Consider the following 12518-nt stretch of genomic DNA (forward strand, 5'->3'; position numbering starts at 1 on the left):
AGGGCCATTCCTGGCTTTCGCCGTGGAATGACCCCTGCCGGATCCGAAAAGGTCTGGCTAGGGGCTGCTCCGGGCGCGAGCGAGGCCATCCGCGTACGGCATGGCTTCGGGCAGGACGAATGCGCCGCTCCGGCGTGCGACGCCGAGCCGGCACATCTGCCGCTCGTGAATGCGCTGCACGTTCATGGTTCCGGCCTTTCGCCTGTCGTGTTGGTACCGGGGGAGTTTCGATGACGGCTACAACGGTAGCACCCGAATTATGTTCCAGAAAAGAGTTTTTCGGCGGCGAGTATTTCTTTGTCCGCGCGCCGGACTGTCGACCGGCGCTTTCGGCCCGGCGCTGTCGGGCGCGCCATCTCGGCCCGGTTCCGGTGGATGTAGGACAACGAGCGCAGCCACGTGCACCCGACGCCGCACGGCGATCGTGCGGTGGCGAGGCCGGCCGCGGCCGCTGCGGTCTGCGTAGCCGACGTGATGTCCTGACGCGTGTGGGCCGGTGCACCGCCGGCCCCGGTGCACGAGACGGACATCACGGCGCGCGGTGACCTGCGCGGGATGTGAAATCATGGTGAGCAACCAGCCCGCAAGCCGAGCGAAACGGGCAAATCGGGCATGATTGACGCCATGAGTCTTACTGCCGATCGGAGCGCACCATGCAGGTGACCGCGCTGGAATGGGGGATCACCGTCGCGGTGATCCTCGGTTTGTTCGTCTTCGACTTCTTCGCCCACGTACGCACACCGCACGAACCGACCTTCCGTGAGTCCGGCTTCTGGTCGGCGGTCTACATCGGCCTCGCACTGGCCTTCGGTGGTTTCATCGCCTGGAAGTGGGGCGGGACCTACGCCGGGGAGTACTACGCGGGCTTCGTCACCGAGAAGGCGCTCTCGGTGGACAACCTGTTCGTGTTCTTGATCATCATGTCCACCTTCGCGGTGCCACGGATCTACCAGCAGAAGGTGCTGCTCATCGGCATCGTGGTGGCCTTGGTCATGCGCGGTGTGTTCATCGCCGTCGGCGCGGCCGCGATCAGCGCGTTCAGTTGGGTGTTCTACCTGTTCGGCCTGTTCCTGGTCTACACCGCGGTCAAGCTGCTGCGCGAGAGCGGACACGAGGTCGAGGAGGAGCAGAAACGCGACAGTCGCATCGTCGCGCTGACCAAGAAGCTGGTGCCGACCACCGACGAATACGACGGCGACAAGCTGCTCACCAAGATCAACGGCCGGCGCGCGGTCACCCCGATGCTGCTGGCGCTGCTGGCGATCGGCTTCGCCGACCTGCTGTTCGCGCTTGACTCCATCCCCGCCATCTACGGCCTCACCGAACAGCCCTACATCGTGTTCGTGGCGAACGCCTTCGCGCTGATGGGCCTGCGTCAGCTGTACTTCCTGATCGGCGGCCTGCTCGACCGGCTGGTGTACCTGTCCTACGGGCTGTCGGCCATCCTGGCCTTCATCGGTGTGAAGCTGGTGCTGCACGCCCTGCACGAGAACACGCTGCCGTTCATCAACGGCGGTGAGCACGTGTCGGTGCCGGAGATCTCCACCGCGTTCTCGCTGTCGGTCATCATCGGCATCCTGGTGGTGGCGACGGTGGCGAGCCTGCTGCGCACCAAGCAGACCAAACAGGCGGCAAAGTAGTGGCAACCCGGTGGTGCCGGTCGGTTTCCCGGCCGGCACCACCGGTGCTCATACCTGGCTCATGGCTCCGAAGATGGGCAGCCATTCATTGACCCTGACCTCGGTGATCAGGTTCTTGCGAGCGAACGGATCCTCGGCCAGCAGGGTGCGCAGCGCGGTCTCGTCGACGGCCCGGAACACCAGCAGGGCGCCCGAACCGTCCGGATACGGCCCGCTGGTCAGCAGCGTGCCTTCGGCCAGCCGATCGGCCAGCCAGCCGCGATGCTCGGGACGATGCTCGTCGCGCCCGGGCACGGTCTCGGCGGTGTAGGTGTAGTGGACGGCGAACAGCGGCACGTCGGATCGCTTTCTGTCGAAGGTGGGCGGGAGCCGCTCAGAGCGTGAGCAGCATCCGGGTGTTGCCGAGGGTGTTCGGCTTGACGTAGCTCAGGTCGAGGAATTCGGCGACGCCGGTGTCGTAGGACCGGCACATCTCGGCGTACACCTCGGCGGTCACGGGCGTGCCGTCGATCTCGACGAATCCGTGCCGGGAGAAGAACTCCACCTCGAAGGTCAGCACGAACAGCCGGCTCAGTTCCAGCTCCCTGGCCACATCGATCAGCCTGCGCACGATGAGCTTGCCCACACCCTGGCCCTTCACATCCGGGTGCACCGCCACCGTGCGAACCTCACCCAGATCGGCCCACAACACATGCAGCGCGCCGCAACCGACCAACCGGCCGTCCTGCTCGGCAACCCAGAATTCCTGCACGGCCTCGTAGAGGTTGACCAGATTCTTTTCCAGCAGGATCCGGCCCGAATAGACGTCAACCAGGGCTTTGATCGCGGGAACGTCCGAGGTTCGGGCACGTCGCACCGTCGGGGCACGATCATGCGCGCCTGCCGATGCGGTGGCGGGCGCGCCGGACGGCGCCGCGCCTGCGGGATCGGCGGGCACCGCGGCGGGTGCGTCGCTGGTCGAACCACTCAGTGGTCCCCGTGAGGTCATGGGGTGCACAGTAGTCGGCCCCGCTACCGATAGTCTGGAGATGTGCCGCACACCCAGTCGTACCGCTCAACGCATCGCGCCGGGCAGCGCGACTGGATCCAGAGGCGGCCATGAGCGTGCAACCCGAGGAAATGGATCGCGGCTGGTCCGGTCCCGCGCCGCTGCGCCCGGGTCTGGTGCCACCGCCCGCCGAGCCCGCCGTTCCGCTGTTGAACATCGCGAACGTGCTGACCATGGCCAGGATCGCGCTGGTACCGCTGTTCGTGCTCGCGCTGTTCGCCGGCGGCGGTCACGACACCGGGTGGCGGATCACCGCGGCGGCGCTGTTCGGGCTCGCCGCGATCACCGATCGCTTCGACGGGCAACTGGCCCGCAAATACGGCCTGGTCACCGACTTCGGCAAACTCGCCGACCCCATCGCCGACAAGGCGCTGATCGGTTCCGCGCTGATCGGGCTGTCGGTGCTGGGCGATCTGGCGTGGTGGATGACGATCGTCATCTGCGGCCGAGAGCTGGGCATCACGCTACTGCGGCTGGTGGTCGTGCGCCGCGGCGTCATCCCGGCCGGTCGCGGCGGCAAGCTGAAAACTCTGGTGCAGTCGCTGGCCATCGCGGTGCTGGTGCTGCCGCTGGCCGGTGGATTCGCCACCGCCGGGATGGCGCTGATGTGGCTGGCGCTGGTGCTGACGGTGGCCACCGGACTCGATTACGTCGGCCAGGCGGCGCGCGTGTGGTTCGCCGGATCTCCCCGTCACCGCAACGGATGAGCGATCCGCTCACCGCGCAGGTGCCCGCCGCCGAACTCGTGTCCGCCCTGGCCGCGGCCGGCCAGACCGTCGCCACCGCCGAATCGTTGACCGCAGGCCTGCTCAGCGCCACCATCGCGGGGATTCCCGGTGCCAGCGCGGTACTGCGCGGCGGGCTGGTGGTCTATGCCACCGATCTCAAACACAGCCTGGCCGGAGTCGGCGCCGAGGTGCTCGACACCGAAGGCCCGGTGGCCGCGAGCACCGCCGAACAGCTCGCCGTCGGCGCCCGCACCCGCTGCGGCGCCGATTGGGGAGTGGGCCTGACCGGGGTCGCCGGGCCGGACCCGCAGGGCGGATACCCGGTCGGCACGGTCTTCCTCGGACTGGCCGGTCCAGGGCACACCGAAGTGATGCGGTTGAAACTGTCCGGCGACCGGTGGAACATCAGACTGGGTGCGGCACGGACCGCGCTCGCCGAACTCCTGCGATGTGTGCGGGCTCCGGCGGCGGCGGACTGAATTCGCGGCGAGATCTCTCGCTCGGGAACCAACCGGACGCACCTGGACGTTGTGCCAGAAAGCGGCGCATGCGCGCCGACGCCTGGAAACAGGGAGTGAGGAGACCGAGATGACGCTGCTGCGAGAAGCGATCGGTGACAGTCTGCGGCGTGCGCGTCTCGCCCAGCAGCGAACTCTGCGGGAGGTGTCCACATCCGCGCGGGTGAGCCTTGGCTACCTGTCGGAGGTCGAACGAGGCCGCAAAGAGGCCTCGAGCGAGCTGCTGGCCGCGATCTGCGAGGCCCTCGATGTTCCGTTGTCGCGAGTGCTGTGGGACGTGAGCACGATCATGGCCGGGGTGGACGACGTGCGCGAGCCCGCCGTCGCGGTGCCGGCGGGCGCTGACGCGGCCGAGGCCCCGGCCGCCGCGGAGGAAGCCGAGGCCGCACCCGCCGAACCCGCCACCGCCACGATGTCGGTGGCCGGCCCCGAGGTACGCCCGCATATCGACGGCGACACCAGGATCGTCATCCCCGCGCCGCGTTCGGACACCCTGGTTCTGGTGAAGAGCGCGTGAGCCCCGAATCGGCGGTGTGCCGTGGCAACGCTGCGGGCCACCGGCAAAAGCGGATAGATTCGTCATAGGCGGCGGAAGCAGACCGTGTCCGACCCTACTCGCGGGGTTGGCCCGGTCCAGGCGCCACGTAGTGGAGGATAGGCACATATCGGGTGCGTGACGGTCGCGCACTGGAGTCGCGCACAGCGGCGCAGCAGATGGAGGCGGGATCAATCGATGGCTAATCCGTTCGTCAAGGCCTGGAAGTACATGATGGCCCTCTTCGATTCCAAGATCGAAGAGCACGCGGATCCGAAGGTCCAGATTCAGCAGGCTATCGAGGAAGCGCAACGCCAGCATCAGGCCCTCTCGCAGCAGGCCGCGTCGGTCATCGGCAACCAGCGCCAGCTGGAGATGAAGCTGAACCGTCAGCTGGACGAGGTCGAGAAGCTCAACGCGAACGCCCGTCAGGCCGTCACCCTGGCCGATCAGGCGACCGCCGCGGGCGATACCGAGAAGGCGATCCAGTACACCAACGCGGCCGAGGCCTTCGCCGCGCAGCTGGTCACCGCCGAGCAGTCGGTGGAAGACCTGAAGGTGCTCCACGATCAGTCGTTGCAGGCCGCCGCGCAGGCCAAGAAGGCGGTCGAGCAGAACGCCATGCTGCTGCAGCAGAAGGTCGCCGAGCGCACCAAGCTGCTCAGCCAGCTCGAGCAGGCGAAGATGCAGGAGCAGGTCAGCGCCTCGCTGCAGCAGATGGACTCCACCCTCTCGGCCCCCGGCTCCACGCCGAGCCTGGACGCGGTGCGCGAGAAGATCGAACGCCGCTATGCCACCGCGCTCGGCTCGGCCGAACTCGCCCAGAACTCGGTGCAGGGCCGGATGCTCGAAGTGCAGCAGGCCAGCATTCAGATGGCCGGGCACAGCAAGCTCGAGCAGATCCGCGCCTCCATGCGCGGGGATGCGCTGCCCTCCGGCGGTGCCGCACCGGCGATCAACCCGGCGCAGGCGCAGGCCGATCCGGCGCAGCCGCAGCCGCAGATGAACAAGGGCCAGACCGCGCAGCAGTAGCGGCGAGGAAACAACCATGGTGGCGAGCGTGCGGGCGTCCGGTAGACCGATCGGCGCCCGCACCCGCCCCGAACGCCGACCGTCCGGCGGGGCGGTCGTAGTGGTGTCGGCGGAAGGATTGACATGAGCCGCAACGGTTCCCGCGGCCGCGTCGACGGCATGAACATCTTCGGATCACCGGCCTTCGGAACCGGGCAGACCAACCTGCCCGACACCTTGCGCGATGTGGGCGAGCACGCACTCGTGGCCGTGCGCCGCTGGGCGGATCCGCGTGAACGCGAACTACGCAAGCGCCGCCGGGCCCGCAGGCGCAGCATGCAATTGGGCACCGTTTCTGGTCTCACCACGGTGGGAACCGTTGGGCTGGTCATCATTTCGGCCCCCGCCTGGGCCGTGGTGGTCGTCGGCGGCGGCGCGGTGGCCTTGGTGACGGGCACCGCGCTCAGTGCGCGCCGCTATCTGCGGCTGCGCGGAAAACCGCTGCCGCAGGCGGCCTTCATCGCGCGTAAGGCGCCGGGCGTGCGTTCGGCGGCGCGGGCCCCGATCGTCGCTTTGGTCCGAGCCGAGCGGGCCATGCACGATCTCGGTGCCCAGATCGCGCGATCGCGCCGGCTGCCGCCCGACGAACTCGACGACCTGCTCGATACCGCTCGCTCCGGCGCGGCCGCCCTGCACGCGCTGGCCGCCGACATCGTCGCCATGGAACGCGCCGCGGCCACCGTCGGCCGCACCAACCCGCAGGCGGGCGCCTCGCTCACGGCCACTGTCGGCGCGGCGGTGCAGCGGCTGGAATCCGGTGTCGCCGAATACGAACAACTCGTCGCCGCCGCCGGTCGCGTACTCGCGGTGCCCGACAGCACCGTTGTCGCCTACCAGTTCAACGGCATCGTCGCCGAACTCCAGCACGCCGCCGACCGCCTCGACGGCTGGGCTCAGGCCCTCACCGAAATCGCCGACAAGCAGGCGCCCGCACCCCTGCCGCCGCACGGCGGTTAGCCGCCGAGCAACTCCCGCAGCCGCGCCAGTGACTGTGCGGTGGGTTCGGCGCCGTCCACCCGCAACGCCCAGTCGAATTCCGCGGTCGACCATCGGTGCACGCTGCCGGCCCAGCCCAGCTCCCACGGTTCGGCCGAACGCGGACGCCGCGCGAGCATCGACCAGAACGGCGGACGGCCGAGCGAAGCGGTGAACGCACCGGTCGCTTCGTCGAATTCGTGAACGGTCTCGATATCGAGCGGCACATCTACCTGAATCGAGAGTGGCTCCGGGGTGACGGTACGGGCGAACCACTCTCGGTGCTGTCGCTGCCGTTCCAGGGCGCGCTCCCGCATCCGGCGCTGTTCATCGGCCCGCGTGCGTACCGGTCCGGGCCAGCTGAACACGTCATCGTCGATCGGCGCACCAACGCTCAGCTCGATCCATTCGTCACTGACCAGCCCGGCGTCGTCATTGCGCTGTTGCAGCACGAGTCCGGTTTCCTGATCGACCACCAGCTGTATCGGGAACGGTTTGTGCGGTGGCGGGCCGAGTTCCACCGCCCAGGCCGGACGGCCGAGGAAGACGGTCGTGGTGATGGGGCCGGTCGGGCGGGTGAAATCGTCGCCCACGAAATCGTTTGCGCTGCGCCGTACCACCAGCCGCACGGCGCTGCCGATGAACCGGACCGCCGACGCGTCATCCTCGAGCGGCGGTTCGCCCGGAGTGTCGAACCGCCACGAGCGCACCCCATCGCTGAGGACCAGCGGGTGTCCGTCCTGGTTCTCGACGCGAATGCGCGCACCATGGCGCCAGACCCGCCAGAGGGTGCGATCCGGGCCGGTCGCGCCGACGAACGTCGGCCTCTGCTGTCCGGCGAAGCTCACCCATCCGGCGCCGCCGGGTGCGGGGTCCGCGCTGGCGATGACTCCGTGGATCGGTGGCTCGGTGCCGGCTTCGCGCACCATCGCGTCGAGGACGCGGGCCCAGGACGGATGCTGGGGATCGTCGGTCATCGCGGGCTCCTCGCTCGGTTCCGGCCCCATCAGAGCCCGCGCCCGCGGCCGAGAGCAAGACGACGCGCGGAGTACGGCTCGATCGCTTCCGGTGTTCGCGGTGGCGAGCCGAAGGCGGTGGGGCGCCGGCGCGGCCCCACCGATGATCATCGGCGCTCAGAGGGAGCGGGCGATGATTTCCTTCATGATCTCGTTGGTGCCCGCGTAGATCATCTGCACGCGGTTGTCGACCCACATGCGCGAGATCGGGTATTCGGTCATGTAGCCGTAGCCGCCGTGCAGCTGCAGGCATTCGCTGGCCACCGACATCGCGCGCTCGGTGGTCCACCACTTGGCCATCGCGACCGTCGGGATGTCGAGCTCGCCTGCGATGTGCTTGGCGATGCAGTCGTCGGTGAACACCCGGGCGATCTTGGCTTCGGTGGCGACCTCGGCCAGCTTGAACTTGGTGTTCTGGAAACCGAACACCGGGCGGCCGAACGCCTCGCGCGCTTTGGTGTAGCGCAGGGTGTGCTCGAGCGCGACCTCCATGCCCGCCACCGAGCCGACGGCGATGATGAGCCGTTCCTGTGGCAGCTGCTGCATCAGCTGGATGAAGCCCTGGCCTTCCTGTGAGCCGAGCAGATTGCTCACCGGGATGCGCACGTCCTCGAAGAACAGCTCGGAGGTGTCCTGACCCTTCTGGCCGATCTTGTCCAGCACCCGCCCACGCCGGAAACCGGGCCGGTCGGCCTCGACCAGCACCAGGCTGATGCCGGAGGCGCCCTGGCTGGTGTCGGTCTTGACCACCACGATGATCAGGTCGGCCTGCGCGCCGTTGGTGATGAAGGTCTTCGACCCGTTGACGATGTACTCGTCGCCATCGCGGATGGCCTTGGTCTTGACATTCTGCAGGTCCGATCCGGTGCCCGGCTCGGTCATCGCGATTGCGCCGACGACCTCACCGCTGGCCATCTTCGGCAGCCACTGCTGCTTCTGTTCCTCGGTGCCGTAGGCCAGCAGGTAGTGCGCGACGATGCCGTTGTGCAGGCTCTGGCCCCAGGCGGTGTCCACCACGCGGGCCTGTTCCTCGATCAGCACGGCCTCGTGCGCGAAGGTGCCGCCGCCACCGCCGTATTCCTCCGGGATCGACAGGCACAGCAGTCCCAGTTCACCGGCCTTGTTCCACAGGTCGCGGTCGACGTGGTGCTGCTCGATGTACTTGTCGACGTTGGGCGCGACTTCCTTCTCGAAGAAGGCCCGCGCGAGCTCGCGCAGCGCATCGAGGTCCTCGTTCATCCAACACGACCGGTAGGTGGTCATCGGGTGTGTCCTCCCGTTGAGCGGCCCCGGGGACGGTATTCGTTACCGGGAATAACGGGTACAGTGTGTCCCACACTGGCCGGTGTGACAAGCCCCACCTTCGTCGCCACGGACCCGACCTGCGATAGCGTGGCGCGACGTGGAACGACAGCGATGGACCGACACCGCCGAGACCCGCCGTTCGGGTTCGGTTTCCGCAGCGCGCGACGAACGGCGCGCCGCGATCGTCGACGCCGCCATCGCCGCGATCGCCGAACACGGCCCCGACGCGCTGACCGGGCAGATCGCCGACCGCGCCGGCCTCAACCGCACCCACTTCTATCGTCATTTCGCCAGCAAGGCGGAGCTGGATTGGGCGGTGGCCAAGCGCGCACACCTGGAGATCACCGAGCGGATCCGCGGGGCGCTCGTGGTCGACGGCACTCCGCTCGACGCCATCCGCGCCCCGATCGTCGCGCATGTCGGCTGGGCGGGCGAACATCCGAACCTGTATCGGTTCCTGCTGGGGCGCAACTACTACCGGGGCAAGGACATGCCGCGCATCGGCGGCAGTGCGTTCGCCGCCGAGATCTCCGCGGCGGCGGTCCGCTACATCCCCCGGTTCGACGCCGATCCCGTGGCCGCGGACCGCTTGGTCGTCGCGCTGCTCGGCCTCATCGATGCCACGGTGCAGTGGTGGTTGTCCTACCGCGACACCTCGCGCGAGGAGTTGGTGGAGCTGCTCACCGCCCAGGCCTGGCTGCTGATCGACCACCACCTGCGGACCGTCGGCGTGGTGCTCGACCCGAATTCGCCACTGGAACGGCGCTGAACGCTCAGCGAGTGATCTCCAACGTCGCATGCACCGGGGTGACACCGGTGGTCAGATCCAGCACCGGGCAGTGCGCCTCCACCGCCTGCTGGAGTTCGGCGTAACGCTCATCGGTCTCCGGACCGCGCACCCGTACCCGCACCCGGACCTGCTGGAAACCCGGGCGCACCGAATCGTCCAGGCCGAAGAAGCCGCGCACATCCAGATCGCCCTCGGCCGTCAAGGACAGCTCGTCGACGGTGATGCCGAGCCGCTGGGCCCAGAACCGGTAGGTCACCACCTGGCACGACAGCAGTGCGGCCAGATACACCTCCACCGGATTGGCGGCCGTATCGTCTCCGCCGAGAGTCGGTGGCTCATCGACCACCAGGGTGTGCGACCGCGCCGTGATCGAACTCCCTACCCGGCCCTGCGGAACGGCCGAGGCGCGGAACACGACCTGAGCGTTGCGGGAATCCTCGGCCACCGCGGTGGCGGTGGCAGCGGCGATGTCGTTGAGCGGCGTGGTCGTGGGCGCCGGGGTAGTAGTCATGACCGCGACGGTAGGGGCCGACGGCACCGCCGACGAGGGTTGTGTTCGCCATGATTCTGACGGCGGATGCGCCGGCTGCCGCGGCTAGGGGTGAACCCTGAACTTCACCCCGATATCGGCTCTCACCTGGTGATTTATCGCCTACCCGGTGTCATGCTCGGAGGACGACGAATTGCTGGGAGGCACGAAATGCTGTGGAAGATCATCGGCGTGGTCGCCGTTGTCTGGATCGCACTGGCCGTCATCGGTGCGTTGATCAAGGGCCTGTTCCCGATCCTGATGATCAGCGCCGTGGTGTTCGGCCTCTACCTGCTGTACAAGGCGGTGTCGGGTGCGGACAAGAACACCGTGAGCAAACTCTGACCCACCACGCACGGGCCGTGCGGCTTCCCGATACGGAAGACGCACGGCCCGTTGCCGTCTCGGGGGCGTGTTTGAATGGCGGGTATGGAGCAGCTACCGGAAGACTGGCAGCGCGGTCTGGTCATCGTCGCGCATCCCGACGACATCGAATACGGCGCCGCCGCAGCCGTCGCCCGCTGGACCGGCCAGGGCAAGGACATTCGATATGTCCTGGCCACCTCGGGGGAGGCCGGCATCGCCGGGATGCCGCCCGCCGATGCCGGCCCGCTGCGCGAAGGCGAGGAGATCGCCTCGGCCGCCGTGGTCGGCGTCAGCGAGGTCGAGTTCCTCGGCTACCCCGACGGACGGGTCGAGGCGAGCCTGGCCCTGCGGCGCGACCTGGCCGCCGCCATCCGGCGCCACCGCCCGGAGATGGTGGTGCTGTTCAACTTCGGCGATGTGTGGGCGCCCGGCTACGTCAACAGCGCCGATCACCGCGCCGTCGGACGCGCGGCGCTGGATGCGGTGTCGGACGCGGGCAACGAATGGATTTTCCGTGAACTCGCCGAGCTGGAACCGTGGACGCCGCGCTGGGCGGCAGTGGTCGGGCCGAAGGTCACCCACGCCGTCGACGTCACCGACACCATCGACAAGGCCGAGGCCTCGCTGGCCGAGCACCGCCGCTACCTGGAGGCGCTGAGCGAGGAACCGGTGGCCGACCAGGTGCGGGCCGTCCTCGACATGACCACCGGGCGCATCGAGGGTTTCCCGGCCGAGCGTGCGGTGGGCTTCGAGCTGTTCCACTTCCGCGGCTGAGCCCACCGTGCGCCGTCGGCGTCGATGAGCGGTGTGGCAGGCTGGGCGGATGCGAGTAGCCGTCGTCGCAGGCCCGGATCCGGGCCACGCGTTCCCCGCTATCGCGCTGTGCCTGCGCTTCGCCGCCGCCGGTGACGAGCCGGTGCTGTTCACCGGGCCGCGCTGGTTCGACGCCGCCCGAGCGGCAGGCATCGGCGTGCGCAGGCTCAAAGGGCTGGCGCCGCGCGAGATCGATGACGATCGCGACGCCGGTCAGCGCATCCATGAACGCGCCGCCCACATTTCGACCGAGATCCTGCCCGAACTCAGCGCGATGCTGCCGGAACTGGTGGTCTCCGATGTGCTGACCGCGGGCGGCGGGATGGCGGCCGAACGGCTCGGCGTGCCGTGGGTGGAGCTCTCACCGCATCCGCTGTACCTGCCGTCGAAGGCCTTGCCGCCCATTGGTAGTGGGCTCGCTCCCGGTACCGGGCTGCGTGGCCGGATCCGTGACGGGTTCTTGCGGTCGATGACCGCCCGCGCCATCGAACAAGGACGCCGCCAGCGTGCCCGCGCACGGGAAAGCGTCGGGCTGCCGGGCGAGGACCCCGGCCCGATCGCCCGGTTGATCGCGACCCTGCCCGCCCTCGAGGTGCCGCGACCGGACTGGCCGGAGACCGCGCATCTGATCGGGCCGCTGCTGTGGGAGCCGACCGACTCCGTGCTGGAACCGCCGCCGGGTGACGGCCCGCTGGTCATGGTGGCGCCGTCGACCGCGCACACCGGTGTGGCCGGGATGGTGGAGACGGTGCTGGCCGGGCTGGACGGCACCGGCGTCCGAGTGGCGGTGTCGATGCTGGACGAGCCGCCCACCGATCTGCCGCCGTGGGCCACCGCAGGACTGGGCCGCCAGGACGTCCTGCTGCGCCGGGCCTCGGTCGTCGTCGGTGGTGGCGGGCACGGTCTGCTCGCGAAATCGCTCACCGCCGGAGTGCCGGTGGTGACGGTGCCCGGCGGCGGTGATCAATGGGAGCTGGCCAACCGTGCGGCGCGCCAAGGAAGTTCGCTGCTGGTGCGTCCACTGACCGCCGACGCCGTGCGCGATGCGGTGCTGCGGATCCTCGACGAACCAGGCTTCGCCGCAGCCGCCGCCGAGGCCGCCGCGGGCCTGTCGGTGGTGACCGACCCGGTGCAGGTCTGCCACACGGTGCTCGCCACCGCCCGCTGACGCCGCCACTCGACGC

Annotated in this window: 15 protein-coding genes; 10 read left to right on the forward strand and 5 right to left on the reverse strand. The window is 68.8% G+C overall.

Annotated elements, in window-relative coordinates:
• Positions 1 to 653: 653 nt before the first annotated feature.
• Positions 654 to 1640, forward strand: a complete 987-nt coding sequence (locus GV790_RS07515; RefSeq protein WP_163811856.1) for a TerC family protein — start codon at positions 654 to 656, stop codon at positions 1638 to 1640.
• Between the two features lie 48 nt (positions 1641 to 1688).
• On the opposite strand, the gene GV790_RS07520 is transcribed toward GV790_RS07515, so the two are convergent.
• Positions 1689 to 1976, reverse strand: a complete 288-nt coding sequence (locus GV790_RS07520; protein WP_163811858.1) for a YciI family protein — start codon at positions 1974 to 1976, stop codon at positions 1689 to 1691.
• A 37-nt stretch (positions 1977 to 2013) separates the two neighbouring features.
• Positions 2014 to 2628 carry an amino-acid N-acetyltransferase gene (locus GV790_RS07525; RefSeq protein WP_163811860.1) on the reverse strand — a complete coding sequence of 205 codons (615 nt, stop codon included), beginning with the start codon at positions 2626 to 2628 and terminating at the stop codon, positions 2014 to 2016.
• Positions 2629 to 2738: 110 nt separating this feature from the next.
• On the opposite strand from GV790_RS07525, the gene pgsA reads away from it, so the two are divergent.
• The 5 genes from pgsA (at position 2739) to pspM (ending at position 6497) form a co-directional block, all read left to right on the forward strand.
• The gene (gene pgsA, locus GV790_RS07530) at positions 2739 to 3395 is read left to right on the forward strand and encodes a CDP-diacylglycerol--glycerol-3-phosphate 3-phosphatidyltransferase (RefSeq protein WP_375139378.1); all 657 of its coding nucleotides are present in this window, start codon (positions 2739 to 2741) and stop codon (positions 3393 to 3395) included.
• Positions 3392 to 3895, forward strand: a complete 504-nt coding sequence (locus tag GV790_RS07535) for a CinA family protein (RefSeq protein ID WP_163811863.1) — start codon at positions 3392 to 3394, stop codon at positions 3893 to 3895. The genes pgsA and GV790_RS07535 overlap by 4 nt, the downstream gene beginning before the upstream one ends.
• A gap of 109 nt (positions 3896 to 4004) precedes the next feature.
• Positions 4005 to 4451, forward strand: a complete 447-nt coding sequence (locus GV790_RS07540; RefSeq protein WP_163811865.1) for a helix-turn-helix domain-containing protein — start codon at positions 4005 to 4007, stop codon at positions 4449 to 4451.
• A gap of 216 nt (positions 4452 to 4667) precedes the next feature.
• Positions 4668 to 5501, forward strand: coding sequence for a phage shock protein PspA (gene pspA / locus GV790_RS07545; RefSeq protein WP_104359183.1), 834 nt, complete (start codon positions 4668 to 4670; stop codon positions 5499 to 5501).
• Between the two features lie 123 nt (positions 5502 to 5624).
• Positions 5625 to 6497 (forward strand): phage shock envelope stress response protein PspM, encoded by an 873-nt coding sequence (gene pspM / locus GV790_RS07550; protein ID WP_163811867.1) that lies wholly within the window; start codon positions 5625 to 5627, stop codon positions 6495 to 6497.
• Here pspM and GV790_RS07555 read toward each other — a convergent pair.
• Together GV790_RS07555 and GV790_RS07560 are read right to left on the reverse strand one after the other, a co-directional pair.
• Entirely contained in the window at positions 6494 to 7492 is a 999-nt protein-coding gene (locus GV790_RS07555) for a hypothetical protein (protein ID WP_163811869.1), read from the reverse strand. The two genes, pspM and GV790_RS07555, sit on opposite strands and share 4 nt — an antisense overlap.
• A 156-nt stretch (positions 7493 to 7648) precedes the next feature.
• The gene (locus GV790_RS07560; RefSeq protein ID WP_163811871.1) at positions 7649 to 8794 is read right to left on the reverse strand and encodes an acyl-CoA dehydrogenase family protein; all 1146 of its coding nucleotides are present in this window, start codon (positions 8792 to 8794) and stop codon (positions 7649 to 7651) included.
• Between the two features lie 139 nt (positions 8795 to 8933).
• Here GV790_RS07560 and GV790_RS07565 point away from each other — a divergent pair, with 139 nt between their 5' ends.
• The gene (locus GV790_RS07565) at positions 8934 to 9605 is read left to right on the forward strand and encodes a TetR/AcrR family transcriptional regulator (RefSeq protein ID WP_163811873.1); all 672 of its coding nucleotides are present in this window, start codon (positions 8934 to 8936) and stop codon (positions 9603 to 9605) included.
• A gap of 4 nt (positions 9606 to 9609) precedes the next feature.
• On the opposite strand, the gene GV790_RS07570 is transcribed toward GV790_RS07565, so the two are convergent.
• Positions 9610 to 10137: an OsmC family protein gene (locus GV790_RS07570; protein ID WP_163811875.1), complete on the reverse strand. Its 528-nt coding sequence runs from the start codon at positions 10135 to 10137 to the stop codon at positions 9610 to 9612.
• Between the two features lie 189 nt (positions 10138 to 10326).
• On the opposite strand from GV790_RS07570, the gene GV790_RS30515 reads away from it, so the two are divergent.
• The 3 genes from GV790_RS30515 (at position 10327) to GV790_RS07580 (ending at position 12502) form a co-directional block, all read left to right on the forward strand.
• Positions 10327 to 10500 carry a hypothetical protein gene (locus GV790_RS30515; protein ID WP_175585821.1) on the forward strand — a complete coding sequence of 58 codons (174 nt, stop codon included), beginning with the start codon at positions 10327 to 10329 and terminating at the stop codon, positions 10498 to 10500.
• Between the two features lie 84 nt (positions 10501 to 10584).
• On the forward strand, positions 10585 to 11295 hold the full coding sequence (locus tag GV790_RS07575) for a PIG-L deacetylase family protein (protein WP_163811877.1): 711 nt from the start codon (positions 10585 to 10587) through the stop codon (positions 11293 to 11295).
• Positions 11296 to 11344: 49 nt separating this feature from the next.
• Positions 11345 to 12502: a glycosyltransferase gene (locus GV790_RS07580; RefSeq protein ID WP_163811879.1), complete on the forward strand. Its 1158-nt coding sequence runs from the start codon at positions 11345 to 11347 to the stop codon at positions 12500 to 12502.
• The last annotated feature ends 16 nt before the right edge of the window (positions 12503 to 12518 follow it).

Source organism: Nocardia cyriacigeorgica (assembly GCF_010858045.1).
Lineage (GTDB): Bacteria > Actinomycetota > Actinomycetes > Mycobacteriales > Mycobacteriaceae > Nocardia > Nocardia cyriacigeorgica_E.

What these genes read in the sequence shown, in the direction of transcription:
- GV790_RS07515 (WP_163811856.1), top strand. Translation starts at nt 654, where the DNA reads ATGCAGGTGACCGCGCTGGAATGGGGGATCACCGTCGCGGTGATCCTC.
- GV790_RS07525 (WP_163811860.1), bottom strand. Translation starts at nt 2,628, where the DNA reads ATGACCTCACGGGGACCACTGAGTGGTTCGACCAGCGACGCACCCGCC.
- pgsA (WP_375139378.1), top strand. Translation starts at nt 2,739, where the DNA reads ATGAGCGTGCAACCCGAGGAAATGGATCGCGGCTGGTCCGGTCCCGCG.
- GV790_RS07535 (WP_163811863.1), top strand. Translation starts at nt 3,392, where the DNA reads ATGAGCGATCCGCTCACCGCGCAGGTGCCCGCCGCCGAACTCGTGTCC.
- GV790_RS07540 (WP_163811865.1), top strand. Translation starts at nt 4,005, where the DNA reads ATGACGCTGCTGCGAGAAGCGATCGGTGACAGTCTGCGGCGTGCGCGT.
- pspA (WP_104359183.1), top strand. Translation starts at nt 4,668, where the DNA reads ATGGCTAATCCGTTCGTCAAGGCCTGGAAGTACATGATGGCCCTCTTC.
- pspM (WP_163811867.1), top strand. Translation starts at nt 5,625, where the DNA reads ATGAGCCGCAACGGTTCCCGCGGCCGCGTCGACGGCATGAACATCTTC.
- GV790_RS07555 (WP_163811869.1), bottom strand. Translation starts at nt 7,492, where the DNA reads ATGACCGACGATCCCCAGCATCCGTCCTGGGCCCGCGTCCTCGACGCG.
- GV790_RS07560 (WP_163811871.1), bottom strand. Translation starts at nt 8,794, where the DNA reads ATGACCACCTACCGGTCGTGTTGGATGAACGAGGACCTCGATGCGCTG.
- GV790_RS07570 (WP_163811875.1), bottom strand. Translation starts at nt 10,137, where the DNA reads ATGACTACTACCCCGGCGCCCACGACCACGCCGCTCAACGACATCGCC.
- GV790_RS30515 (WP_175585821.1), top strand. Translation starts at nt 10,327, where the DNA reads ATGCTGTGGAAGATCATCGGCGTGGTCGCCGTTGTCTGGATCGCACTG.
- GV790_RS07575 (WP_163811877.1), top strand. Translation starts at nt 10,585, where the DNA reads ATGGAGCAGCTACCGGAAGACTGGCAGCGCGGTCTGGTCATCGTCGCG.
- GV790_RS07580 (WP_163811879.1), top strand. Translation starts at nt 11,345, where the DNA reads ATGCGAGTAGCCGTCGTCGCAGGCCCGGATCCGGGCCACGCGTTCCCC.